At 41.7% G+C, this 25,281-nt stretch carries 31 protein-coding genes; 5 read left to right on the top strand and 26 right to left on the bottom strand.

Annotated elements, in window-relative coordinates:
• Positions 1-55: 55 nt before the first annotated feature.
• From BS1321_RS21220 to BS1321_RS21185, 8 genes are read right to left on the bottom strand one after another with little or no spacing between them, the layout of a single operon-like run.
• A complete protein-coding gene (locus BS1321_RS21220; RefSeq protein WP_063232985.1) occupies positions 56-799 on the bottom strand; it encodes a class I SAM-dependent DNA methyltransferase in 744 nt (247 codons plus the stop codon).
• Positions 796-1,152, bottom strand: coding sequence for a ribosome silencing factor (gene rsfS / locus BS1321_RS21215; protein WP_063232984.1), 357 nt, complete (start codon positions 1,150-1,152; stop codon positions 796-798). The genes BS1321_RS21220 and rsfS overlap by 4 nt, the downstream gene beginning before the upstream one ends.
• Complete coding sequence (gene yqeK / locus BS1321_RS21210; protein ID WP_063232983.1) at positions 1,152-1,724, bottom strand: bis(5'-nucleosyl)-tetraphosphatase (symmetrical) YqeK; 573 nt, start codon at positions 1,722-1,724, stop codon at positions 1,152-1,154. Before yqeK ends, rsfS begins: the two co-directional genes overlap by 1 nt.
• The gene (locus BS1321_RS21205; RefSeq protein WP_063232982.1) at positions 1,714-2,283 is read right to left on the bottom strand and encodes a nicotinate-nucleotide adenylyltransferase; all 570 of its coding nucleotides are present in this window, start codon (positions 2,281-2,283) and stop codon (positions 1,714-1,716) included. The genes yqeK and BS1321_RS21205 overlap by 11 nt, the downstream gene beginning before the upstream one ends.
• Positions 2,284-2,294: 11 nt before the next feature.
• The gene (gene yhbY / locus BS1321_RS21200; protein ID WP_063232981.1) at positions 2,295-2,585 is read right to left on the bottom strand and encodes a ribosome assembly RNA-binding protein YhbY; all 291 of its coding nucleotides are present in this window, start codon (positions 2,583-2,585) and stop codon (positions 2,295-2,297) included.
• Positions 2,579-3,421, bottom strand: coding sequence for a shikimate dehydrogenase (gene aroE, locus BS1321_RS21195; RefSeq protein WP_063232980.1), 843 nt, complete (start codon positions 3,419-3,421; stop codon positions 2,579-2,581). Before aroE ends, yhbY begins: the two co-directional genes overlap by 7 nt.
• 20 nt (positions 3,422-3,441) lie before the next feature.
• Positions 3,442-4,551 carry a ribosome biogenesis GTPase YqeH gene (gene yqeH, locus BS1321_RS21190; RefSeq protein ID WP_375166213.1) on the bottom strand — a complete coding sequence of 370 codons (1,110 nt, stop codon included), beginning with the start codon at positions 4,549-4,551 and terminating at the stop codon, positions 3,442-3,444.
• Positions 4,548-5,069, bottom strand: coding sequence for a YqeG family HAD IIIA-type phosphatase (locus BS1321_RS21185; protein WP_034308582.1), 522 nt, complete (start codon positions 5,067-5,069; stop codon positions 4,548-4,550). The genes yqeH and BS1321_RS21185 overlap by 4 nt, the downstream gene beginning before the upstream one ends.
• 465 nt (positions 5,070-5,534) lie before the next feature.
• On the opposite strand from BS1321_RS21185, the gene BS1321_RS21180 reads away from it, so the two are divergent.
• The gene (locus BS1321_RS21180) at positions 5,535-5,675 is read left to right on the top strand and encodes a sporulation histidine kinase inhibitor Sda (RefSeq protein ID WP_034311351.1); all 141 of its coding nucleotides are present in this window, start codon (positions 5,535-5,537) and stop codon (positions 5,673-5,675) included.
• 52 nt (positions 5,676-5,727) lie between these two features.
• Here the strand turns inward: BS1321_RS21180 and BS1321_RS21175 are convergent, their stop codons facing one another.
• Positions 5,728-6,513, bottom strand: a complete 786-nt coding sequence (locus tag BS1321_RS21175) for a phosphatidylserine decarboxylase (protein ID WP_063232979.1) — start codon at positions 6,511-6,513, stop codon at positions 5,728-5,730.
• Positions 6,514-6,649: 136 nt separating this feature from the next.
• Here BS1321_RS21175 and pssA point away from each other — a divergent pair, with 136 nt between their 5' ends.
• A complete protein-coding gene (gene pssA / locus BS1321_RS21170) occupies positions 6,650-7,189 on the top strand; it encodes a CDP-diacylglycerol--serine O-phosphatidyltransferase (RefSeq protein WP_063232978.1) in 540 nt (179 codons plus the stop codon).
• A gap of 67 nt (positions 7,190-7,256) precedes the next feature.
• Here the strand turns inward: pssA and BS1321_RS21165 are convergent, their stop codons facing one another.
• A complete protein-coding gene (locus BS1321_RS21165; protein ID WP_063232977.1) occupies positions 7,257-9,047 on the bottom strand; it encodes a M3 family oligoendopeptidase in 1,791 nt (596 codons plus the stop codon).
• 660 nt (positions 9,048-9,707) lie between these two features.
• A complete protein-coding gene (sigK, locus tag BS1321_RS21155) occupies positions 9,708-10,430 on the bottom strand; it encodes an RNA polymerase sporulation sigma factor SigK (RefSeq protein ID WP_034308596.1) in 723 nt (240 codons plus the stop codon).
• Between the two features lie 190 nt (positions 10,431-10,620).
• Between sigK and BS1321_RS21150 the strand changes: the two genes are divergently transcribed.
• Positions 10,621-10,803 carry a hypothetical protein gene (locus BS1321_RS21150; protein WP_063232975.1) on the top strand — a complete coding sequence of 61 codons (183 nt, stop codon included), beginning with the start codon at positions 10,621-10,623 and terminating at the stop codon, positions 10,801-10,803.
• Between the two features lie 321 nt (positions 10,804-11,124).
• Here the strand turns inward: BS1321_RS21150 and BS1321_RS21145 are convergent, their stop codons facing one another.
• The 6 genes from BS1321_RS21145 to BS1321_RS21120 form a co-directional block, all read right to left on the bottom strand.
• Positions 11,125-11,265, bottom strand: coding sequence for a YrzI family small protein (locus BS1321_RS21145; protein ID WP_072273247.1), 141 nt, complete (start codon positions 11,263-11,265; stop codon positions 11,125-11,127).
• 487 nt (positions 11,266-11,752) lie between these two features.
• Positions 11,753-12,019, bottom strand: coding sequence for a YrhC family protein (locus BS1321_RS21140; RefSeq protein ID WP_069981698.1), 267 nt, complete (start codon positions 12,017-12,019; stop codon positions 11,753-11,755).
• A gap of 113 nt (positions 12,020-12,132) precedes the next feature.
• Entirely contained in the window at positions 12,133-13,269 is a 1,137-nt protein-coding gene (locus tag BS1321_RS21135; RefSeq protein ID WP_063232974.1) for a bifunctional cystathionine gamma-lyase/homocysteine desulfhydrase, read from the bottom strand.
• A 1-nt stretch (position 13,270) separates the two neighbouring features.
• A complete protein-coding gene (locus BS1321_RS21130; RefSeq protein ID WP_063232973.1) occupies positions 13,271-14,194 on the bottom strand; it encodes a PLP-dependent cysteine synthase family protein in 924 nt (307 codons plus the stop codon).
• A gap of 93 nt (positions 14,195-14,287) precedes the next feature.
• A complete protein-coding gene (gene mtnN, locus BS1321_RS21125) occupies positions 14,288-14,983 on the bottom strand; it encodes a 5'-methylthioadenosine/S-adenosylhomocysteine nucleosidase (RefSeq protein ID WP_063232972.1) in 696 nt (231 codons plus the stop codon).
• Positions 14,984-14,999: 16 nt separating this feature from the next.
• Positions 15,000-15,638 carry a class I SAM-dependent DNA methyltransferase gene (locus BS1321_RS21120; RefSeq protein WP_063232971.1) on the bottom strand — a complete coding sequence of 213 codons (639 nt, stop codon included), beginning with the start codon at positions 15,636-15,638 and terminating at the stop codon, positions 15,000-15,002.
• A gap of 154 nt (positions 15,639-15,792) precedes the next feature.
• Here BS1321_RS21120 and BS1321_RS21115 point away from each other — a divergent pair, with 154 nt between their 5' ends.
• The gene (locus BS1321_RS21115; protein WP_048682770.1) at positions 15,793-16,005 is read left to right on the top strand and encodes a DUF2536 family protein; all 213 of its coding nucleotides are present in this window, start codon (positions 15,793-15,795) and stop codon (positions 16,003-16,005) included.
• Positions 16,006-16,072: 67 nt separating this feature from the next.
• On the opposite strand, the gene BS1321_RS21110 is transcribed toward BS1321_RS21115, so the two are convergent.
• From BS1321_RS21110 to mltG, 8 genes are all read right to left on the bottom strand, one after another.
• On the bottom strand, positions 16,073-16,786 hold the full coding sequence (locus BS1321_RS21110; protein WP_063232970.1) for a YrrS family protein: 714 nt from the start codon (positions 16,784-16,786) through the stop codon (positions 16,073-16,075).
• An 87-nt stretch (positions 16,787-16,873) separates the two neighbouring features.
• The gene (locus BS1321_RS21105; RefSeq protein WP_063232969.1) at positions 16,874-18,625 is read right to left on the bottom strand and encodes a peptidoglycan D,D-transpeptidase FtsI family protein; all 1,752 of its coding nucleotides are present in this window, start codon (positions 18,623-18,625) and stop codon (positions 16,874-16,876) included.
• A 110-nt stretch (positions 18,626-18,735) separates the two neighbouring features.
• Positions 18,736-19,212, bottom strand: coding sequence for a transcription elongation factor GreA (greA, locus tag BS1321_RS21100; protein WP_063232968.1), 477 nt, complete (start codon positions 19,210-19,212; stop codon positions 18,736-18,738).
• A gap of 304 nt (positions 19,213-19,516) precedes the next feature.
• On the bottom strand, positions 19,517-20,155 hold the full coding sequence (gene udk / locus BS1321_RS21095) for a uridine kinase (RefSeq protein ID WP_063232967.1): 639 nt from the start codon (positions 20,153-20,155) through the stop codon (positions 19,517-19,519).
• 1 nt (position 20,156) lies between these two features.
• Positions 20,157-21,428 carry a peptidase U32 family protein gene (locus tag BS1321_RS21090; RefSeq protein ID WP_063232966.1) on the bottom strand — a complete coding sequence of 424 codons (1,272 nt, stop codon included), beginning with the start codon at positions 21,426-21,428 and terminating at the stop codon, positions 20,157-20,159.
• 32 nt (positions 21,429-21,460) lie between these two features.
• Positions 21,461-22,390 carry a peptidase U32 family protein gene (locus tag BS1321_RS21085; RefSeq protein WP_063232965.1) on the bottom strand — a complete coding sequence of 310 codons (930 nt, stop codon included), beginning with the start codon at positions 22,388-22,390 and terminating at the stop codon, positions 21,461-21,463.
• Positions 22,377-23,042, bottom strand: a complete 666-nt coding sequence (locus tag BS1321_RS21080) for an O-methyltransferase (RefSeq protein ID WP_081112895.1) — start codon at positions 23,040-23,042, stop codon at positions 22,377-22,379. The genes BS1321_RS21085 and BS1321_RS21080 overlap by 14 nt, the downstream gene beginning before the upstream one ends.
• A 255-nt stretch (positions 23,043-23,297) precedes the next feature.
• On the bottom strand, positions 23,298-24,434 hold the full coding sequence (mltG, locus tag BS1321_RS21075; RefSeq protein WP_063232963.1) for an endolytic transglycosylase MltG: 1,137 nt from the start codon (positions 24,432-24,434) through the stop codon (positions 23,298-23,300).
• 336 nt (positions 24,435-24,770) lie between these two features.
• Between mltG and BS1321_RS27925 the strand changes: the two genes are divergently transcribed.
• Entirely contained in the window at positions 24,771-24,926 is a 156-nt protein-coding gene (locus BS1321_RS27925) for a hypothetical protein (protein ID WP_169803977.1), read from the top strand.
• 58 nt (positions 24,927-24,984) lie between these two features.
• Here BS1321_RS27925 and BS1321_RS21070 read toward each other — a convergent pair whose 3' ends face one another.
• A complete protein-coding gene (locus tag BS1321_RS21070) occupies positions 24,985-25,275 on the bottom strand; it encodes a DUF1292 domain-containing protein (RefSeq protein ID WP_063232962.1) in 291 nt (96 codons plus the stop codon).
• Positions 25,276-25,281: the final 6 nt, after the last annotated feature.

The raw sequence follows: 25,281 nt of genomic DNA, 5'->3' as shown, positions 1-25,281 counted from the left end.
GTCAGACCTCCACTCGTACGTGTGATGTACGACGGAGATCGTTTTGACCTCTTCATTATTTACTGGCCACAAACAAGATTCTTTCGGTTTCTGTTGCAAGCGGTGCTTCTTCGAGATCCGCCATAATTTCTGAAACCGTAAAACCTGCTTGCTCCAACCACTTTTTATATTGTTCCACCGGATAGGTCCGTTGATAATGCAACTCATCAAAACGGTCATACAGACCGCTTTCATCGTCCCTTACGAAAAAACTTAAATCATGTTCCACACTGTAAGGTTCTTCACCAGGGAAGCAGTCCCATATATAGGATACTTCTTCTCCATTGACAGCAAACGTATTATCACGAAAAATTTCTTCCATTTTATAAATGGAATGGATATCAAACAAGAATAATCCGCCATCCTTCAAATGCTCATGAACCCGGCTGAACGTCTTGACTATATCCTCCTCATCGCGAAGGTAGTTCAGCGAATCACAAAAAATCGTGACACAATCAAATTGGCCAAGTCCCTCGAGTTCTGCCATATTCTGCTGGAAAAGCGGAATCGATAATCCAAGCTTAACCGCTTTTTCATTAGCAACAAGAAGCATTTCATCAGATAAATCCACGCCAGTGACTTCAAATCCGTGTTGCGCCAATTCAACGGTCATTTCCCCGGTTCCACACGCTAAATCCAGGACTTTCCTTCCACCAATTCCATACTGTTCCAGCTTCGCCGTAAGGATCATCAGCCATTTTTCATAAGGTGCGTCCTTCATCAATTCATCGTATACATAGGCAAAGCGTTCGTAGGTCATGAAGTCAGTTCACTCTCTAGATCTTCAAAAGGTGCATCTCCCCATAAACGTTCGAGGTTATAGTAGTTTCTTTCATCTTTATGGAATATGTGGGCCACTACATCGCCAAGATCCACAAGAACCCATTTCGCCTCGTCAAAACCTTCAAGACGTTTTATATTGATTCCTGATTCATCAGCTTTGCTCTTCATTTCACGAGCTATTGCTTGTACTTGTTTTTCAGAATTACCGTGGCAAATCAAAAAATAATCCGCTACAAGGGAAATACCTTGCATGTTCAATGCCACGATATCCTCCGCTCTTTTATCATCTGCCGCTTTTGCTGCAATTACAAGAAGTTCACGTTCAGTCATTACATCTTCTCCTTCAAATTCATGATCAAATCATTATATGTCTTAAATGTGTCAGGATAAATTGCCTGATTTCTTTTCATTAAAAAAACAACTGTATTCCTTAAAGCCTGGATGACAGCATGATCCAAATTTATCTTTGCTGTCTGCCTGACTTCGTCGACACCGGGAAAAGAACGTCCCGGCTCAATATAGTCAGCAAGGTATACGACTTTATCCAAAAGGCTCATGCCAACCCTGCCAGACGTGTGATAGGCAATCGCATCCAAGACTTCAGCGTCCTGAATGCCAGCTTCCTTTTTCACCAGATAAGCCCCGACAGGAGCGTGCCACAGCTCCATATTGTATTCAAGTAACGCCGGGTTCATTTTTTCAGCGATTATAATTTGCTCCATTTCCTCTTTTGGGCGAAATTTTGCATAATCATGGAAAATGGCTGCCAGTTCCGCTTTTTTGACGTCGGCACCATACCGTTCAGCAAGTTCAATCGCTGACTCGACCACACCCAAGGTATGAATGTACCTGCGTTCGGTGATTTGTTCTTTGACCAGCGCCAATGCTTTCTCACGATTCATATAAACCATTCCCTTTAATATACTTCACCACTGGATCTGCTATTAAATATTTCACGGTTTTCCCCGTTCTTAACTTCCTTCGTATCATGGAAGACGAAATGAACATCTGGGGGACTTTCACCATCGTGATTGGGTATACGGTATTTTCATTATATCCAGGGCGCTTCACCCCTACGAAATTGACCATATGCACCAGCTCGTCGATACGGTGCCAATTCGGTAAGTACTCAATCATATCTGCGCCAATTATGAAATAGTACTCATTGGTTGGCTCAAGTTCTTTCAGCAATTTTATTGTGTCATACGTATAAGATGTGCCTTTTCTTTCTATTTCAATACCCTCAATATAAAAAGATGGGTTTCCGGCTATCGCGTTTTCCAACATGGCAAGCCTGTCCATATCGGTTACTTCCTCCGACTTTTCCTTATGTGGAGGAACGTGATTTGGCATGAACCTGATTTCATCTAGCTCAAGGGCATCCAGCACTTCATTCGCTATAATTAAATGCCCGATATGCGGAGGATTGAATGTACCGCCAAGAATTCCAATTTTTTTCATAGATAGGTTCCTTAAGGTAATTTAAGTTGTTTGTTTTCTTTTGATTCTTTATACAGCACAATTGTGTTGCCGATAATCTGAACCAATTCCGCCCGTGCACCTTTTGATAAAGAAAATCCCACATCATTGCGGTCCTCTTCACAGTTTTGTAAGATGCTGACCTTGATTAATTCACGTACTTCAAGCGCCTCACCAATTTGCTTGATGAGATTATCATTGACGCCGCCTTTACCAACTTGAAAAATTGGATTGAGGTGATGGGCCTTTGATCGTAAAAATCTTTTCTGTTTTCCTGTTAACATGTGTTACCTCCTAGTTTGTTCAAGACAATATCTGTCATTCTTGCTGTATCCGGCATAATGCCTGTCCATATCTCAAATGCGAGCGCGGCCTGGTTGATGAACATACCCAGACCATTTTGCGTTTCCGCCCCTTTTTCCCCAGCTTCACGCAGTAGCTTGGTTTGCAGAGGGTTATAGATGATATCACTGACAATTGCACCGGTTTTAAGCTGGTCGACCTTTAACGGTGAATGATCCAATTCCGGACTCATTCCAGAAGAAGTCGTTTGGATGATTAAATCATATTGTGATAAGCTTTCTTCCGCTTCGATAATCGAGAGTGCCTTCGATACTTTATCATATGGGCAATCAGAAACAAGCTGGGCCGCTCTTTCCTTTGTCCGGTTTGCAATATCAACTTGCTTTACCCCTTCTTTTACGAGGGTAAAATAAATCGCACGCGCAGCACCGCCCGCTCCGATCACTAACGTTTTTTTAGCCTTAATGTCACTTGATATTTCATCGCATAAAGATTTGAAAAATCCTTTTCCGTCTGTATTATACCCTATAAACCGACCATTTTTGTTAACAACCGTATTTACAGCCCCGATTGCAAGGGCAAGTTCATCCACTTCATCAAGGAAAGGGATGATTGAAGTCTTATGAGGAATCGTGATGTTAAACCCTTCTATACCAAGGGCTTTCATGCCTTTCACGGCATCGTTCAAACGCTCTGGTGTCACATGAAAATGATGATAAACCGCTTCTATATTTTCTTTTTCAAATGCATCATTATGAATGTCCGGTGACATCGAATGTGCAATTGGATCTCCCATTACCCCATATATCTTTTTCATAGACTAGACGACCCCTATATTTAGATTAATGATTTGCGAACGATCACATTGACGCCCTTTGGAACATGTGCAACGATTTTCGCTCCTGGCTCATTGACCGTCACCCAGCCAAGACCAGAAAACACAATATCCATTTTACCATCTTTCAAGGAAAATTCATGTGGAATCAGCTTCGGAAACTCCTCGATTTGTTCAGGCCGTGGGGGCGTCAGTAATTCCCCGGCATGGTTTTTATATAATTCATCGGCATTTTCCAGTTTCGTACGGTGAATATTCAATTCATTAGAAAGATAGCAAGTCAGTGAACGCCTTCCGCCTGAGACATAGTCCAATCGGGCCAACCCTCCGAAAAATAGCGTCTGCCCTTCATTCAGTTGGTACACTCTCGGCTTGATTTCCTTTTTCGGCATAATCACCTTAAAGTCCCGTTTGTCCACATAGTGAGCCATTTGATGATGATTAATGATTCCTGGTGTATCGATCAATGCCTGTCCATCATCCAAAGGAATTTCGATCATATCCAAGGTAGTACCAGGGAAGTGGGAAGTAGTGATGATATCACCTTCACCGCTCACTTCTTTTATAAGACGGTTGATGAAAGTCGATTTCCCTACATTCGTACAGCCCACCACATAGACATCTTTACCTTTTCGATACCGCTCAATCGCATCAGCAGCTTCAAGGATGTGCTTTCCCTTTTCCGCACTGACAAGCAGGACATCAATCGGGTTAAGACCCAATTCCTTGGACGATTGCTTCATCCAATTGATCAACTTGTTCGGTTTTACGGATTTAGGCAATAAATCAACCTTATTTCCGATCAGAAGAACATCATTTCTTCCTACAAATCGATGCAGGCCAGGCAGCCAGCTTCCATTGAAATCAAAAATATCGACGATTTTGACGATTAAAGAGTCGGTTTCGCCTACTTTATTCAAGATTTTCAAGAAGTCATCGTCTGTTAAGGATACATCCTGAACTTCGTTATAATGTTTCAATTTAAAGCAGCGCTGACAAACGATGCTCTCTTTCTCCAGTGCCGATTTAGGGGCAAAACCCAACTCCTTCGGATCTTCAGTCTGGACCTTGACACCGCAGCCGATGCACACTAATTCTTGATGATTGTTCAATTGTGATCCTCCCATTCTATCATTCCTTTTCGTTTAAAAAACGCCATGATCTTTCTTTCAAAATAACGATTGATCCTTGTTCTGAATTCGTCGGTTTGTGCCACAGGGACCACTAAGATCGTATGAAACCCGCCTCGGTTCCCTCCCAATACATCCGTCAATAACTGATCGCCGATTACCACCGTTTCTTCTAATTTCAATCCCATTGTCTTACGGGCTTTATGAAAAGCTCTTGCCATCGGTTTTCTGGCCTGGAAGATAAATGGAATGTGAAGCGGATCGGAAAAAGCCCGAACCCGATTTTCATTATTATTGGACACAATCGTCACTAAAATCCCATGATCCCGCATATTGTCGAACCATTTGATTAAATCGGGAGTGGCAGTTGGCCTGTCCCATTCAACGAGAGTATTATCCAAATCGGTAATGACTCCCTTAATACCTCTTTTTTTCAATTCTTGAGGATCTATATTAAAAATGCTTTTAACATGTTCACTCGGCAAAAATAATTTAAGCATATTGGCACCTCTATATTTTCATTAAAATTTACCGTCTCCATCATATCGAATTTTCAGCTCACTTTCAAAAAAAATTAGGAAAGAAGGGCTGACGGTAAAAAAACATCATAATGTATGTTTTCAGATATGGAAAGGCATTTTTTATTAAAGAATGGGAAATTTGCAGGCAGACCAGAACCAAAGAACTAATTATTCATAAAAGATTTCGACAAAAATTTCATATAACCAACCTGTGGATAACTTTACTAACATTTTCCATACTGATGTGCACCATTTCGTTCACCTTGTAAACAACTTAACCACAGGTTATCCACTTTTAACTGTGGATAACAGAACGATTGTTCTCCACGTTTATTTCTGATACAGTAGGGGTACATCAAGGAAGACTTATCAATATATGCAAGTAAACACCAAATTATTCCTCGCAATCCCTACTGGAGGTGAGCAGCCGTAAATGGCGTTCTGATGCAAAAACTATCTGATGACCTGTTGCTTGAATCCTATTTTAAAGCGCAGAACTTAAAGTTGAGTACCGATTTCATCCGCCTCATAGAAACGGAAATTCATCGACGATCCTTAACGCATAAAATCCGATCAATATTTTAATATGAAATACATAGGCTGACATCAAATGTCAGCCTCTTATTTTCATTTGAAGTTAGACGGCTCTCATGAATCCGATTGTTTCACCCACACGGACATCTGCGGGAATGGATATGTTTCCTTCAAGTTCAAAACTGCCTTTTTCAAAGAGAAGCACCACTGTGGACCCAAAGCTGAAATAAGAAAATTCCTGTCCTTTTTCCAATTCATCCGATTCATCAGTGATGACGATCGAATTTATGAACATCGCCCCGACTTTCACCATTGCCAGACTTCCCGCTTCATTTTGAAGTTCAGTTATTGTCCGATAATTTTTTGATAATGGCTCTTTTCCATATTTCATCCCCCATTTATTAACGGGGTATGATTTCCTTCCAAGGGTCCAACGTTTGACTACAGAACCCTTAATTGGTGCATGTATCCGATGGTAATGACTCGGGCTTAAGTATAACACGAGATATTTGCCGCCTAAGTACTTTTCCAACAAAAGCTCATCCCCGAGCATTTCCTCCATTGAATATACCTTTCCCTTAACGACGATCTTTTTATCACCGCGTATCTCCCCTGAATCCTCGAGAACACCGTCCACAGGACAAGCTACCGCAGAAGGAACTGCCGTAATTGGCCTGGCGTCCGCCTTTAACTGCCTTGTAAATAGCTCGTGAAGATTGGTATAAGCTTTTAACTCCTTACCAAATTCCTGTTGATTAAGGTTGAATGTTTTTACATAAAATAAAATTAAGGGTCTGCTCCAACGAGATTGGCTAAAATGCTTTAATAAACCTGATGAATACTGACCATTCGTCAGTTCAATAAGAATGCGATAAAAAGACTGAAACAAATAAAACCACTCCAAATTGTAAAATTATCCTAAAAATCCCTTGCATAAATTGTGTTAAATAAAATATTATTATATAATAAATACTTATGTTTACTATAATTTGTTTTAATTTGTTTCATTTGAAAGGAGTGAAAAGATGTTTTTATTACACGCCCTAGATCAAACCATTAAAAAAGTGAAAGCACAAACAGCAAATATACTTACTTTAATGAACTTATCCCTTGGTGGATTTGCAATAATTGCCGTGATGCACGGCCAATTGAATTTAAGCCTGCTTTTGATCTTCCTGGCTGCCCTTGCAGATCGCTTTGACGGTATGGTTGCACGGAAGTTCAACATTGAATCGGAATTGGGTAAGCAACTTGATTCCATGTGTGACATCATATCCTTTGGCGTCGCACCAGCTCTATTATTATACCAAGGAATATTAATAGAATTCGGAGCACCTGGCACACTCTTCACGGTTTTCTATATTGGCTGTGGCGCATTTCGTCTCGCCCGCTTCAATATTAGTGAAAGCAATGGATATTTTACAGGAGTGCCAATTACGGTTGCGGGCTGCATCGCTACGTTAAGTTATCTAGCCATCCCGTATTTCCATCCGGTCTTTTTCTTATCCCTCATGATTATATTATCATTACTTATGGTCAGTCCATTTAAAATGAAGAAAGTTTAAATAAGAAAGCGGATGTCCTTTACCGGACATCCGCTTTTTTCGTTCATATTCCAGCCTTAAACCCACCTTATGCTTTTCGGACTAGGGGGTCGGTCAAACGCATGAATTCTTCTACATCCTCCATACAGGCATTGACCGCTTCTTCCCAAAAATCCCGGGTCTTTAAATCGACGCCTAAATGTTTCTCCGCCAAATCCTCGACCTTCATGGAACCGGTATCCTTTAAGAGAGCGATATATTTTTCTTCGAATCCTGCAGGCTCTTTCAGGGCATTCGCGTATATGCCTAATGAGAATAAGTATCCGAATGTGTACGGAAAATTATAAAATGGTACACCTGTAATATAAAAATGGAGCTTTGAAGCCCAGAACGTTGGATTATAATCACTTAAAGCATCGCCATAAGCTTCTTTTTGTGCATCGACCATCAGTTCATTCAACCGTTCGGCACTTACATATCCTTGTTTCCTCTCATCATAAAACCTTGTTTCAAATAAGTAGCGGGCATGGATATTCATCAATAATGCCACGGAACGCTGAATTTTATCTTCTAAAAGCACCAGCTTTTCTTCCTCACTGGCCGCTTCCTTCACAGCTGCATCCGCTACGACCATTTCAGCAAAAGTAGAGGCGGTTTCAGCCACATTCATTGCATATGACCGATTCAATGGATGGATATCCCTCATCGCATAAGAATGGAATGCATGTCCCAATTCATGAGCCAATGTCGATACATTGGATGGGGTGCCCGAATACGTCATGAAAATTCTTGACTGCTTATTTAATGGAAAGCCTGTGCAAAAACCGCCTGGTCTCTTACCTGGTCTGTCCTCTGCTTCAATCCAGCTGTCTTCAAAAGCTTTTTGGGTGAAGTTTGCTAATTGAGAGCCGAACTTAGAGAATTGCTGTATGATAAAGTCTGCACCTTCTTGATAATCCATTACTTTGGACTCTGCTGTAACAGCGAGCGGTGCATCCAAATCCGCCCAACTTAATTTATCCAAATCCAGTAACTCCGCTTTCCTTTGTAAAAACTTCACAAGCGGCTCCTTATGATCGGCAATTACATTCCACATGCTTTCGAGGGTTTCTTTTTTCATCCTCCCTATTTCAAGAGGCTCTTTCAAAATATCATCCCAGCCCCTTTTTTCATTCACACTGAGACGGAATCCTGCCAAGTGGTTCAAAGTCCGGGCAAAAAGGTCACTTTTTTCCTCCCAAGCCTGTTCCCACGCAGTAAATAATTCTTTCCGTGCCCTTTCATCAGGATCAGAAAATTTATTCGCCGCTTGGCCTACAGAAAGCTTTTCACCCTTATAAGGAATGGTCATTGATCCGACGATCGCATCATACATTTGGCTCCAACCTTCGAAACCGTCCATGGCCAATTGGGTGATTAATGATTCTTCCTTCACGGAAAGCTTTTCCTTTGCCTTTTCCCGACGTTCATTCAATACGAATTTCAATTCATTCAATGGTTCTTTTTCGAGGATTTTTTTAAAAAACGCATCATCAAGCTGTATCAACTTTTCATCCAGCTTGCTTAACACCATTTTTAGTGAAGCGACTATCTTCATTTGTTTGATCCGCAGCTGACCAGCCTTTTTATCCTGCGCATTTTGAGCTTCCAGGCATCCAATGAAAGCACTTGCCTGTGAAGATTTCATATTTGTATTTTTAAAAAGATCAAATGCCTGGATTAAACTGATTTCATCATTTCCTTCTGGATTGATATTGCTTACAAGTCGGTCTAATTCTTTTACCTCATCGTTAATTTCATCTAAAAAAGTCAGGAACTCCTTAGAAGAGCTTCCTCCTTTAAAAAAGATATCCAAATCCCACGTCAAAGAATATCCCATCCTGCATTGCCCCCTTTTTATCACTAATCCCATTATAGAGGTTAATTCAATATTTTTCTAATTAAAAGGAATTTTCAGTATTTTTATCAGAACATTTTTCTATATCCCGGATTAAAAGCATGTTATGATGAATATATTCTTGGGAAAGGGGTGGTTGATTCATATGAAATTCTTTATTCACATGTCTGCCATCATCCTGCTCCTTTGGACACTTCCCATACAGTTCCATAATCATGCACAGCAGCTAACCCTTGAAGAACATACCGATGTTCATCATTGGGATAAGGCAGACAAGAAACAGCCTTTCGTGCCTTCCTTTAGTTCCTGGCAGTCACTTATCATTATTCTCATTTTCGAATTTTCCATTTTAAGTTTTCTATATTTTCACTCAAATCTTCGCCAACGATATCTCAGCCCGGTTTTTTTTCAGGCGAATTACGTAGCCTTACGCTCTGACATTTTATAAATAAATAAAATGGAGGAGTGATTCATATGTGGTTCCGATTAATTATGGTAGGGGTCTTTTCTTTAACCGCTTCACGTCTGTTCCTTTTTCAGGGGATCGAGATTTATCATGCATTTGCAGATTTGATCAGAAATAAATCTTAAAATAAAGAGTGCGGGGAAATTTCCCCGCACTCTCTTTGACTTTTACCATTCCTATCCTTTAGCTTTCTTTTCCTTCTCTTTTTCTGCTCTGTAAAATTCGTGGAACATCTTCATCAAGGCACGTTTTTCGATCCTTGATACATAACTGCGGGAAATGCCAAGCTCTTTAGCGATTTCCCTCTGGGTTTTTTCCTTTTTCAAATCCAGTCCGAACCTGCCTACAATGACTTCCTTTTCGCGTTCATCCAAAATATCAATATACTTTTTCACTTTTTCAATTTCCATATTGAGCTGAATCGTATCGATGACATCTTCCGATTCCGATTTCAGTACATCGATTAAACTGATTTCATTTCCTTCTTTATCTTGACCGATCGGATCATGCAGGGAAATATCTTTCTTCGTTTTCTTTGTCGCTCGTAAATGCATCAAGATTTCATTCTCAATGCATCGCGCCGCATATGTGGCCAGCTTCGTACCCTTCCCATCCGAATAACTCTCAATGGCCTTTATCAAACCAATTGTCCCAATCGAAATCAAATCCTCTGTATCTTCGCCCGTATTCTCGAATTTCTTGACGATATGGGCAACAAGCCTGAGATTATGCTCGATCAGGATGTTACGGGCATCACCGTCTCCCTCACTCATAAGCTTCAGATATTTCTTTTCATCCTGAGATGACAAGGGCTGGGGAAAAGCGTTGTTTTTCACATAGGAAACGAATAAGTAAAATTCTTTGATAATATAACCGACAACTGTAAGTATTCCGGGCATTGGTTTCATCCCCCGTTTCTTTGGCTTCCCTATTCATACCTATGCAACATTGGGCTTGTTCGTGTCTGTCCCACTAAAAGAAATCATGAAAGTGTAAAATGTTCAAACCAGCTTGGATGAATTCCCAAACGAACGAAGGCAAATGTTCATATATTGATAGGGGAATTTTTAGGGAAAGGGGGTTTTTACAATGGGATATAACTATGGACCATACGGATGCAGCTATGGTTATCCGGCTCCTTGTTATGCAGGGTCCGGTTACGGCTTTGGTTATGGCCTGTTTATTGTCCTCTTGATTTTATTGCTCATTTTCGGGTTTTGGTGGTTGCCGGGATGTGGATTTGGTTATGGAGGATCAGGTCCGTGCTGCTGATTCAGGCAAAGAAAAAACTCGGCCCGAGTGCCGAGTTTTCCATTTTACATATTCATTTCTAATGTTGCAGTTCCGAGTTAATCTACGTCATGACCATTAATCAACATCCCTTCAATTTTTCATGTTTCCAATGGCCTTTTCCACTATATATAAACATACAACCATGACAATGCTGGCAATGCACCGGCAAATCCGTTAGCCGGTATCCTTCTCCTGCCAATAGCAACGCTTCTCTCCTTTTACGTATAACAAGTTCATCATTTTAACCTCCACCTTTCTTGAATTTATTTTTATGAAACGGGATACCAACCTCGTATATTTTTAGAAAAAAGGACGATGCTTCATCGCTTTATCTAGATGTTCTTCTCGAATCTTGTGGATTCTCTCCTGTTGCAAACATTCCTCGGCAGTCATTTTTTTCATTTTAATCGTGATTGTGAAAAAAAGCATATTCAGTGTCATAATATCACCTCCTTTAAGGGAGCGGCCCAACAAAAAGGCATAAAAAGGCCGCAGAAAGTTACGTCCTCCTGCGGGATTTTTTAGAAAATATAAAAAGGCCGCAGGATAAAACACTTCTCCCTGCGGCCGCTATGTCTGAATGATTAATAAAGCCAAATTGCTTTAGAAATATTCCGCTTGGCACAGGTCGAATGGTATGTGATTGTCATTTGAAACGGACCGGCTAATAGTGGCGACTCCATATAGATACAATGTCATTTTCTTCGACCTCCTTTGGAATATTTTTTATTACTTGGTAAGTATATCCATAAATTCAATATTTGTAAACGGCTTTTGCCCATTTTTTTGAAATTTCTATCTTTTTACCCATTTTCAAGAGCGATTATTACCTTAAAGGAGGCAAGTAGTATGATAAATCTTCCCCTGTAAGGGCAACAACGTCTGAAAAACAAAAAAACCTGATTCTTTTAAAGAATCAGGTTTGCTTCTATTGTTGTAAAGAGTCCTGGTCATCCATTTCGGCCAAGATCTTTTTATATTTTTTGGATAATCGGAAAAATACTATGGATATGCCCAGGAACATTATTGTCGCTCCCATATAGACATATGTGTCAATCATCGCTTTGTCGCCAGAGGGAAGGATGGTTCCTAAATAGAAGAACGAACCCACGCATAACAAAGTGATCGCAAATTGTTTGAAATCGACCATTTTCGAACGCAGCATTGCCGCCGTTTGTTTTTTGCGGTTTTTCATGCCATTCCACCTTCTTTCAAGCTAATAAGATATCGATATCTCATTCTACCATATTTATTCCAAATGACAGGGTGTAAATAATGGCAGTCAGCTTTGAAGCGATCCCTCCCCGATTATCCTTGTAGCGCTTGTTCCAAGTCTTCCAATAAGTCTTCTACATCTTCCAGACCAACTGAAATGCGAATCAACCCATCGGTTATTCCAAGCTCTGCACGGCGCTCAGCCGGAATGGAAGCATGTGTCATCAAGGCCGGAATGGAAATTAAGCTCTCCACCGCCCCCAGACTTTCCGCAAGTGTAAAGAATCTCACTTTATTCAAAACGGACTCGGCTTTTTCGGCACTGCCGACATCAAATGAAACCATACCACCGAATCCACGCGATTGTTTTTTGGCAATATCATGATTTGGGTGGTTTTCAAGACCTGGGTAATAGATTTTCGAAACATCTTTATGCCCGGATAGGAAACGTACGATTTCAGATGTATTTTTTTCATGTTCTTCCATCCTGATTCCCAGCGTTTTAATGCCTCGCATCAGCAACCATGAATCCTGGGGCCCTAGCACGCCTCCTGTAGAGTTTTGGATGAAATGAAGGTCATTGCCAAGTTTTTCATCATTCACCACGACAAGACCCGCTACAACATCGCTGTGTCCCCCCAGGTACTTCGTAGCGCTATGAAGCACGATATCGGCTCCAAGTGTAAGTGGATTTTGCCAATATGGCGTACTGAAGGTATTATCCACAATGGTGAGGATGCCGTTTTCTTTAGCTATTTTTGATACTTCTTCCAGATCGGTGATTTTCAATAATGGATTCGTCGGGGTTTCAATGAACAATGCCTTCGTATTGTCCCTTATCTCTTTTTCGATTGAGTGTATGTCACTCGTATTGATGAACGTAGCTTCCACCCCGAAGCGGTTAAGCACTTTAGTGATGACCCGGAAAGACCCTCCATAAACGTCATCGGTCATCAATACATGATCACCTTGACTAAACAGCATCATGACCGCGGTCATCGCTGCCATTCCAGATCCGAAGGCGAAACCTCTTTTTCCTTCTTCGAGATCCTTGATCAACTCTTCGAGGGCATGGCGGGTTGGGTTGCCCGTACGGGAATATTCATATCCCCGATGATTCCCCGGCCCATCCTGTTTATAGGTGCTCACTTGATAAATCGGCACCGAAACCGCTCCTGTTTTTTCATCACCAAAAATGCCGCCATGGATCAATTGTGTTTTTTTTCTCATTTTACATACCTCCCTGATAAATTTTTTTGCTTAAGTATCGTTCACTGGAATCCGGAAATATGACGACGATATTCGACCCCCGGGAAGCCCTGGCTGCTTCTTTCATGGCCGCTGCAAATGCCGCGCCGGAAGAACTCCCGACAAGAAGGCCTTCTTTAATCGCCAATTCCTTTACCATATGGAAAGCGTCACGATCGCTTATCGTATGGATTTGATCAAAATACGTTTCATCCATATAGGCAGGTAAAAATTCCATCCCGATCCCCTCTGTTTTATGGGGTCCTGCTTTGCCGCCATTTAAAATCGATCCTTCTGGTTCGACAATGACCGTTTTGACAGCAGCGTTCTTTTCTTTTATATATCGCGATGTTCCCATGAATGTCCCGCCCGTCCCGGCACCGGCAACAAACACATCCACATCACCTTCCATCTGTTCCCATATTTCAGGTCCCAGCGTTTTATAATATGCATCAGGATTGGATGGGTTGGCGAACTGCTGGGGACAATAAGATCCCGGAATTTCAGCCAGCAGTGCCTTAGCCTTGGAGATTGCTCCTGTCATCCCTTCCTCTGTCGGGGTCTGGATCACATTCGCTCCAAGGGCACGCATCAATTCCTGTTTCTCGGCACTGAATTTCTCCGGAACGCAAAATATCACGTCCACTCCACTGTTTATCGCAGCCAACGCCAAGCCAATTCCAGTATTTCCGGCAGTCGGTTCGATGATCGTCCCGCCCTTTTTCACCTTCCCTGTCTTTAATGCTTGGGCTAACAGTTCTTGACCAAGCCGATCCTTCACACTGCCTCCCGGATTAAAGTATTCCAGTTTGGCAAATATACGGACTTCATCCGGAAGCGGGAAATGGGTGATTTCCATCATCGGCGTTTCCCCTATCAACTCATGAATGTTTTGAAAGACTTTCATATTCGACATCCTTTCATAGTTATCCTACCAATTTAATAAGGATTATGCAATAAAGAATGATCAGCAGAAAGGCTTCCGCTGATCACTTACCATTCATTTCATTTTTTCAACCATTTTCAAAATCAGTGCCGCTGAATGAAGAGCCGCTGTTTCCAGGAATTTATCAAAGGAAATATTCGACTCCTTACCTGCAATATCCGAAAGGGAACGAATGATGACAAACGGTGTTTTGAATTGGAAGGCTACCTGTGCAATGGCTGCCGCTTCCATTTCCACCGCGTATAAATCAGAGAATTTCCCTCTGACGAATTCAACCCTGACAGGATCATTCATGAAAGAATCCCCCGTCACGATCAACCCTTTCGCCACTTGTATATCCTCGATTTCTTTTGCTGCTTCTTCTGCGATTGCGAAAAGCTTTTCATCCGGGATGAAAGCTGCAGGCAGCTGAGGGACTTGACCGTACTCATATCCAAAAATCGTCACATCGACATCATGGTGCCGTACTTCCGTCGATATGACCACATCCCCTACATTAAGTGCTGGATGATAACCGCCGGCTGAGCCAGTATTGATGACAGCATCCGGTTTGAATTTTTCTAACAGGATCGCAGTGGACATTGCTGCATTCACTTTACCGATTCCCGATTTAAGCAAAATGACCTCGACACCATTCAGTGTGCCTGTATTGAACTCGGAACCGGCAATGTTCACCTGCTCCAAACCTTCCAATTTATCACGTAAAATCGTAACTTCTTCTTCCATTGCTCCGATTATGGCTACTTTCATTAGTAAAAACCTCTTCCTATAATTTTTCCGCCTCCATAATCCAGACAAATTGATTGCAGCGCTCGAAGTTCACTTTATATCCATTTTCTTCAAGCACTTTTCCCAAAAAAGGAATCGTAGTATAATATTCCGTTTGCAAATCGTTCGCCAAATTATGAAAGCCTGCCTGCCTTGCATCTTGAATCGCTCGTTCATGCGCTTCCCTTGATTGATACATCGTATCCGCAAACACTATTTTACCACCAGTATTCAGTAACTTTCCATAGTTGACTATCGCTTTTTCTTTTTCTTCATCGGTTAAATGATGAAACGCGTACGTACTTACGATCGAATCAACCTGTTCCGGCTTCGGAAAATCGATAAAATCGCCATCTACAATTTCTGTTTTTCCGCGCAGCTTGCTTACCGCTATTTCCCTCATCGCGGGTGAAGGTTCTATTCCCGATACTTTTAGACCTTTATTCAAGAGCCTTTCCGTCAAATTCCCGGTACCTACTCCAAACTCCAGCACATGACCATGAGCCCGATCCGTGACGCTGTCCAATATGCTATCATAATGTTTAAAAACCTCTTGATACTCAATATCGTGTCCACCAACAGTATCATCATACGATTTCGACCATTCTTCAAATAAATCTATAAATTCTCTGCCCATTTTTAATCACCTTTTATGATAAGATAATAAAACCTATAAGCATAATATGAAATAAACACAGAAACAGTTCTTGTTTTTAGGCAAATTCATTAGGTTCAGATTCGGCCAAAATGGTGTTAAACTAACAGTATCTGAATGTTGGAGGGGAACAGTCATGAGTTTTCAACTCGACTTAAACTTATTCGAAGATAAAATAGAATTTTTCGAGGCAGAAAGCATTAAGAATCTTGAAGAAAAAATTCAATCACAAATTGAAATCAATAAAGCGATAATGCTTCAGGTGGAATCCGTATCACACCAAATGTATGTAAGTGAAGAAGGCAGACGTTTTTATAGTGCAGTCGTCCACTTTAAAGCAAAAAAATGATCACCATGAAAAACCCCCGAAAAGTGGAATTCCTTTCGGGGGTTTTTTGTTTATAAATTTTTGACCATTACCTTTTATCGTTTGTCTTCAGCTCTTCGACTTTTACAGGTTTCCAACCTGATCCGTCCACCCATTCAATATAAACGCGGAAGGTTTTAGGATTATCTCCTTCAGAAACGGTACCGATTGCCGTGGTGGACGAACCACCGTTTTGCAGCCACCATATCTTCATGCTGCCTTCATCGATTCCAGCTCCACTTGCTATGGCTTTACTCATTTCATTCCAATCGACCGAGTCCTTGTCAAAGCTTGTAGTGTGCTCTCCGGATTGCTCAGTTCCTACTGGTTTCCAGCCCTCACTTGTATATGTAGACGCAACATTGCCATCGCCGCTGCCTTCCACTTCCACAAGTTCGGCATCTCCTGCTTTTTCTGAATCTGCATCATCTTCTGCATCTTCCTCTGTTGCTTTACTATCTTCTTTTTCTGCATCTTCTACTTTTTCTGCATCTTCTTCTGTTGCTTCACTATCTCCTACTGCGTCTTCTTTCTCTGAATCCGTTTCTTCCTCTTTGCCAGCAGGTTTGTCCACTTCTTTCCCCTTATCTGTCTCGGCGATTTGCTTTGGTTCAGTCGTGGCTTTTTTTGATTCGGTGCCATCATCACTTAAGAAAATCGTGACTGCGACAATGACGATTAAAATGGAAACGATGGTGATTGCAATATTATATATTTTATTTACTTTTCTTTTTTGATCTCTCTGATTGAAACGTGAGCCCAAGGTCCATTCCTCCCTTACCATTTCTTACTGCCTCATTTTAACATGATTTAGCCAGATATAGAAGGGAAGGGTTTCCTACTCTTTTCGTCAATTCTCGCTATTGTCCTGGTCCTTGGAGTACAGGACTTTTACAATATCTGAAAAAAGAGGCGTCATGCTGGAACTGTTTTCCTTCGTTTCAAAACTTACGGTAACAAGAGCATATTTGGGATTTTTATATGGAAAGTAGCCCGCAAACCATTTATTGAGCTCCCCTTTTTCGATATTGGTCTGAGCTGTTCCAGACTTGCCAGCGACTTCAACAGGCAAATCTCTCAAGGAAGCGCCAGTCCCTTTCTCTTCCGTCACGACCTTCCTAAGAAGATGCTGCATCTTCATCGTTGTATATGGAGACAGTGTTTCGCCGCCAATACTTTGATTGGGAAAGTCGACTACGGTCGTACTATTGTTAAATTCGACCTTGGAAACGGCTTTGACCTGTTCCTTCTTGCCGCCGCGGGCAATCGTAGCCATCATATTCGCTATCGCTAATGGTGTCGTTTGGACATCCTGCTGGCCAATTGCTGTTTTGGCAATCATTTTGGGATCTTTTTTTAAATCGTCATCATGCCAGACCTTCCCGGTTTGTTCATGATGCAATTGAGTAACTTCGGTGTGATAGACGTCCCCTTGCCAGCCCGTTTCACCAACCAACCCTAACATTTTTGCATATTTATCCAAAAACTCCGGATCCTTTTCAGCTATTTCCTGTGACAATTCGGCAAATGTCCTGTTGCAGCTTTGGGCAAAGCTATTTTCAAAATTAAGCATGCCCAGTTCCCTCTGTTTATCCGTTTTGCCGTCTATCGTCAAATTACAATTAAATGTCCGGGTGGGACTAGCCGCTTCATAATCGATGGCCGCTGCTGCCGTGACCGTTTTAAAGACGGAACCCGGCGTTTTTTGAGTCAGCATCATATTGACGGCCCCTTCGCCATTCGGATCTTTTATATTAAGCGCCGGACGTGATACCATGGCGACGATTTCACTTTTTTCAATATCGATCAGTACGAGACCGCCTTTTTTTATCCCGCGTTCATCGACGAGTTTCTCCGCTTTCTCCTGAATTTCTTTATCGATCGTCGTCACGACCTTCACCGGGTAAAGCGGATTCGCAGGTTCCACATATTTAACATCGACACCGAACATTGGGCCTCCACTGGCGTCCACATGAAAAACGAGCTTTGATTCACCTGCGGAAAGCAAGAACTCATCGAAAGTCCTTTGCAGCCCCGTATTGCCTATTTTCGTTTCAGGAGATAAATTCATGTCCGGATAACGTTTTTTCTTTTCCGCATCAGATATATTCGTCGTTCCAATCAATTGCGCTGCAGGGGTTTGATCATGATATAATTTCTCGTTCACGGCAAAGACCCCCGGAATCTTCAATTCATTGATTGCCTTCGATTGGCTGGACGTCAACTCTATCGGATCATCCCCGCCAAAGACGAATGGTTCATCCGCTTGTTCTATCGCCCGTTTTAACTCCGCTTCCGATTTGTCTATAATCGAGGCCACTTCATCTATAGGCCATGTCATTTTTTTCAAAAATGGAAATAGGACGAGCGTTGGGATTTCTTCATGTGCAAGCGGTTCCCCATTTCTGTCATAAAACTTTCCGCGTCCATCATCAATCTTTAATATCTGTGAACGCTGATTCACGCTTGCTTCTAACAGGTTCACATCATGCTTTGAAAAAGATTCTGTCGATACAAGTTGGATGTAGGCAAGCCTGCCTATGAGCATCAGCATAAAAGTGGTCAAAAAAAGAGCCAGCAACCTCATTCGTTTCTTTTTCATAAAATACACCTCGTACCCATTGTTGACGACGTGCGAATTTTTAAACAATTACGAACAATTTTTCCGATAAAAAAGAGGATGCCCCCATGGACATCCTCTTTTGCATTTAATTAGCTGATGGAAACAATCTTGACGCTCATTTCGCCGCCAGGTGTCATGATCGATACCTTGTCGCCGACCCTTTTCCCTATCAGGCTTTTCGCGATTGGGGAATCATTGGAGATTTTCCCTTCGAAAGGATCCGCTTCAACGCTTCCTACGATAGAATATGTTTCTTCGTCACCATTTGGAAGTTCCACGAATGTTACCGACTTTCCAAGTGAAACTGTATCTGTATTCGTATCATTGCCTTCAATGATTTTTGCATTACGGATCATGTTTTCGATTGTTGTAATGCGTCCTTCAACGAAAGCCTGCTCTTCTTTTGCGGAATCGTACTCTGAGTTCTCGGAAAGGTCCCCAAAACTGCGGGCGATTTTGATTCTTTCCACCACTTCTTTACGTTTAACCGTTTTTAACTGTTCCAGTTCCTGTTCAAGCTTTAACTTACCTTCTTTAGTCATTGGATATTCTTTTTCAATTGCCAAAACCCTTCACTCCTTCAAATTCTTACAGCAAGCATTCGCTGTGACAAGTTTATGTACTATATAGTGCTTAACCCTGAAATCGAGTCAAAATATATAATTGCGCGACTTAAAAAGTACGCGCTTCGATACTAAGAAACAATCCGTTCCTTAGTATATAAACCGACTGCGGTGAGCAGCCGGTTCGTTCTGTATCAAGAATAGAGTATTGCGTTTTCCAACATTTGTCCAGTCTTTCCCAACAAATAAATGGGATTATTTAAATAAACGATGGAAAATAGCACCTATCATTATTTATGCTATGTTATTACAAAAAAGACTTTTGTTCAAGGATTGTTTGAATTTTTGTCACCATAAGGTCAATCGCCACATGGTTCTGACCGCCTTCTGGAATGATAATGTCGGCATAACGCTTCGTCGGTTCTATGAACTGATTATGCATCGGACGGACTACACTAATGTATTGTTCGATGACGGAATCTATGGAACGGCCTCGTTCTTTTATATCACGGGTCATCCGACGAAGGATCCGCAAGTCTGCGTCCGTATCGACATATAACTTCATATCCATCAGGTCTCGGAGGCGCTCATCCTCCAGAACAAGAATCCCTTCAAGGATGATGACATCCTGGGGCTCAACTGTGATGATCTCTTCGGAACGCGTATGGATTGAATAATCATAAACGGGTTTTTCTATCGTTTCATAGCGCAGCAATGCGTTAAGATGATCGATTAGCAAATCATTATCAAATGCAAGCGGATGATCATAGTTCGTTTTCAAGCGCTCTTCAAAAGGCAGATGACTTTGATCTTTATAGTAATAATCTTGTTCGATCATCAAGATGGAATGTCCTTGAAAGAATTCAAAAATGGAACGGGTAACACTTGTTTTACCTGATCCCGACCCTCCTGTAACTCCGATGACCACTGGTTTCTTTCCTGTCATGTCAATTCTCCTTCCGCATCATATTGTTCACATAAACTCTATTATCTACTTGAATGCGGACAATTTGAAGCGGATGGCGGGCTGCCTCCAGCTCCTTACCTGACTCATCCCAGATCGTACCGATTTTTTGAGTGAAGTTTTCGATTTCCGGTCCAAAAAACTCCACTTCATCCCCAGGCTTGAAGAAGTTACGTTGCTGCATGGTAACGATTTTAGTTTCCTCGTCGTAATCAAGTACCAATCCAGCGAAGTCGAAGCGAGTCTTTACGGTATGATTCCCGAACATTTGCTGTTTATACCCAGGAATTTCCCCTTCCATGAACGATGATGCCGTCTCACGGTTTGCACACTTATCAAGCTCTTCCAGCCATTCTTGTTTAATCTTGAAATTGTCCGGATCGGCACAATACGCATCAATCACTTTACGATAGACGCTGACAACTGTAGCGATATAGTGAATGGACTTCATTCTTCCTTCGACTTTCAGGCTATCTATGCCAATTTCAATCATGCCTGGCAGTGATTCAATTAGCTTCAAGTCTTTTGGACTCATTGCGAATGGAGCATCTTCTTTATCGAATAAAGCCTTTTCCCCGTCTTGATCCAACTCATATAAATCATAATCCCAACGGCAAGACTGACAGCAGCCGCCGCGGTTCGAATCACGCGCAGTCATATGGTTCGAAAGGGTGCAGCGTCCAGAATAGGCAATGCACATGGCCCCGTGAACGAAAGCTTCGATTTCGATATCGACCTGCTCCTTCATTTCACGGATTTCATCAGCACTCGTCTCACGTGCCAAAACAACACGCTCCAAGCCTTCCTCTTTCCAATACTGAACAGCCTTCCAGTTCGATAGCGATTGCTGTGTGCTTAAATGGATCTCGACGTTCGGAGCGACCCGTTTACAGGTTTCGATGATTAATGGATCGGCGACGATGATACCATGAACCCCAGCCTCCTGAAGTCCTTCCAGATATTCATCCAGACCATCGATATTTTCATTATGTGCGAATATATTTGTGGTTACATATACTTTAGCACCATACTTTTTAGCGAATTCGACGCCTTCCTTCATTTCCTCAAACGTGAAGTTGCCGGCATTGGAACGAAGACCATATTCCTGACCGCCAATGAACACGGCATCCGCGCCGTAATGAACGGCAATTTTTAATTTTTCCAGATTGCCGGCAGGAGCCAGCAATTCCGGTTTTTTTACAATGACTCTCTTTCCATCAACGATCTTGGAAATTTTATCAGCAATAGCATTCAAGGCTATTCCTCCTCTTTCTCTTACCCTTTTCTTTAATAAACCGATTCTTTAAAGAAGAACCCGGTATCCAACTCACGGCTATCCGGCTGAACCGCTTTGACTTTTTCAAAAAGTTCCGATTTCAAATCATCATACCGGTCAGGGTCTTCAGCACATACGTCAATCGCTTCCCGATATAACTTTGTCATTTCCATGATATATTCCGGTGTTTGTAATACCCCTTCGATTTTCAGCGAATCAATTTCCGCTTCAATCAATTCCTGAAGTTCATCAATCATGCACATATCATTCGGACTCATGATATGTGTACCATTTTCATCTTCATAAATCGGGTATTTATTTTCACGTTCGTTATCATGCAAGAACATATTTCTATGTTCCTTCCGATTTTCCACTTCCAATGCCTTGCCTTGGTATTCAAAGTAATTACCTAGGAGAGTACGCTTCGATTGGAACATGCATGTCATGCCGTGCACTTGCACTTCAATCTCCACTTCGGCATTTTCCTTCATTTCCACTATCTCGTCCAGACTTATCTCACGGGCAGCCACGGCACGGACAGCACCGCGTTTCCCCCAATAATTACATGTGTACCAGTTCGTTACCGTCATCTCTGTGTTCCAGTGCAGGGGCATATCAGGTGCCACGGCACGGACAGCCATTAAGACTGCGGGATCACCGAATATGATCCGATCGGCACCCGCCTGCTTAAGGAAAGTTACATACCCTTCAAGCTCGTCCACTTTTTCATTATGAAAAATGGCGTTCATGGATACGTATACTTTCTTTCCCGCGGCATGTGCAAGCTCAATCGCCTTCTCTACATCTTCACGTTTGAACTCCCCTGCCAGCCTAAGCGCATAACGTTGTTCGCCAATGACGAAGGCGTCAGCGCCAGCATCGATGAGTTCTCTTATATGATCGACACTTGTCGGAGTCACAAGTAATTCAGGCTTTTTCATTTTTGTCACCTCTATGTTTACTAATGGCCACACCATCACCAATCGGCAAAATTACGGTATCGAAATTTGGATGGTCATGTAACCAGATGTTAAAATCTCTGATTTTTTTGATGAGAGCTCGCTTTCTTCTCGTCATTTCCATTTCTTCAATGTTTTCGGCAACCAGGCCTTTGAATAAAACATTATCTGTAATGATAATGCCAGCACCAGCAAGGAATGGTTCAAACAGTTCAAAGAATCGCTTGTACTGCCCTTTAGCTGCATCAACGAAGATGATATCAAACGGACCATGTTCCATCACTTTCGGCCCCGCTTCAAGGGCATCCCCTTCAATGAGGGTAATCCTATCCGACAGTCCCGCCTTCTTAAAGTTAGCTCTTGCCTGCTCAATACGGGCTTCATTCCGTTCAAGTGTGACGATTCGAGCTTCTGGAAGGGTCTCAGCCATCCTTATGGCCGAATAGCCAATCGCCGAACCTACTTCCAATATCGCCTTTGGCTGATGAAGCCTTAAAATCTGAAGCAGCACCTCAATGCCTTCAGGCTCCATGATTGGCACACTATTTTCCATCGCAAAATCTTCCAACTCCTTAAGCAAACCCGTACGCTCCGGAATTAAGGAATGAAGATATTGTTCTATTTTTCCGTTCAAAACGTTTCCTCCAATTATAAGGAAAACAAAAGCGCTTGGTCAGTAACATGAAAAAATTGATTGGACAATTTCTTCACAAGGAGCTGAAACAAGTATGCTTGACGATCTACATTTCCTTATCTTTCAAAATAAAACCCGGCATTCGCCGAGTTACGTCACCGATAAAAATCGGATCAAAAATTCACTTGTACTATTCTATCATAAAAACAAGGGGAAAGTAATATCTCTCCCCCCCTCAGTCTCATTGCATTTTTTTTATTTATTGGAAATATGCTCTGCCTTTTTGTTATTGTGGTCATCCAAGGTCTTGGAGTAAAGGACTTCCCCTTCAGGTGTTGCCAAAAAGTACAGATAATCCGTTTTCTCAGGTTTCAGTACCGCATCGATCGATGTCGTTCCAGCATTGGCAATCGGCCCTGGCGGCAGCCCCTTGTTCTTATACGTATTATAAGGGGATTTTACCTCAAGGTCTTTATAATACACCCTGCTCTTATGTGATCCCTTTGCATACAAAACGGTCGGATCCGTTTGAAGCGGCATATCTTCCTCAATACGATTGTAAAAGACGGATGCTATCTTTCCGCGATCGACTTGTGCCGTCGCCTCTTCCTCAACAAGCGAAGCGAAGGTCAGCATCTGATGTACGGAATAATCGTTCTTGTCCATTTGGCTCTCGTAAGCCTGCAATGTCTCTTCCGTTTTCTTCAGCATCTCGATGACGATCGATTCCAGGGTCGGCTTTTCCTCATAAAAGTCATAAGTAGCTGGGAAAAGGTACCCTTCAAGCGGATATAAAACCTTTTCATTTTCAATTTCCGAGGTCAAGAGCTGCGGAAATTTCTCTTGCATGGAATTTACGAACTTCTTATCATTCAATTTCTTAAAGACCTTTTTCGGGTCTTCACCCGTCTTCACTGCGATGATATCGGCAATTTGGATAAGCTGCTTTCCTTCAGGAATCGTTATCTTCATTGCAGCTTCCTTCATGAGTTTTCCGGTTTTGATGCTTGTGACGATATCTTCAATTGGCATGGAAGGTGATAATTTATACTCCCCTGCCTGAAAACCGGATTCATTGCGGAATTTAATATAATATTTAAATACGCGTGCGTCCTTGATTATTCCCTGCTCTTCAAGCAGTGTTGAAATTCCGTTAACGGTAGAACCGATTGGGATTTTCACTTTCTTGATGGTGTCATCATCTGGATCGACTGGTTTCATGGCTGAGTTGATATATAAAAAGCCGACAAGACCAACTATCCCAATTAGTAAAATAAGCGAAGCTATCGTAATCATGATGATTTTACGAACCAGCTTGGCTTCTCCTTGCTGTTCTAACAATTTCATTCGGATATGTTCCTTTTTAGATAAATTTTTATCTTTTTCATCCATTTTCATTCCCCCTGCAAACTCACACCAACTACAGAATGGTTTCTAGGTGATGCTTTCTCTAATTAATCTTTGCTTCGAACATTATACTAAAATCAACAAATAATTACATGTTTTTTGCAAAACTACATTCATCAATACTCTATTTATGGCAAAAACGCACTGGTTTTGTCAATATGCAGGTATTATTTAATAGGAAAATAGTGATATCTTATTTCTTCAGCTTAAAAAAATGCACTCAAATTTGTTTCCTGCATGTGTTAGGCATTTCAGGCGATGACAGGAATATCCATGTAGGAATGGTATTATTAATTTAAAATGAAGAAAGGTGTGAAGGAGTTGGATAATTCTTATTTTGTAGGTTGGGGGACATTGGCACTCATAAACGCCGGACTTGCTCAAGGTAAAAATAGAACGGCGTTGAATTGGTTTTTGCTATCATTATTTTTGGGTCCGCTCGCTACATTTATACTTTTATTCGCAGAGAAAAGATAAGGGGTTACTGGTACATAAATGAAAAAACCGACCTTTAGGGGCCGGTTTTTTTCTAATCTTATTCTTCTTCTGCTTCTTCTTGGTCAAGGAATGTATTTAACATTTCTTCGACAAGATCCCATTCTTCTTCTGTTTCGATCGGTGTAAGTTCACCATCTTTATTATCTTCGCTTGGTACGAATGATGAAGCGTGGATTTCAATTTCTTCCTCATCATCTTCTGCAGACATCGGATAGTAAAGTACATAAGATTTGTTGAATTTATCTGAATCGAATGTGAAAAGGATTTCGCAAAGCTGCTCGTTTCCGTTTTCATCTACTACTGTAATGTTGTTTTCGCCGTGTTCCATTTGTAT

The organism is Peribacillus simplex NBRC 15720 = DSM 1321, assembly GCF_002243645.1.
GTDB lineage: Bacteria > Bacillota > Bacilli > Bacillales > DSM-1321 > Peribacillus > Peribacillus simplex.
The sequence above is the reverse complement of the archived record's forward strand: the minus strand, read 5'-3'. Positions and strand labels throughout refer to the sequence as shown.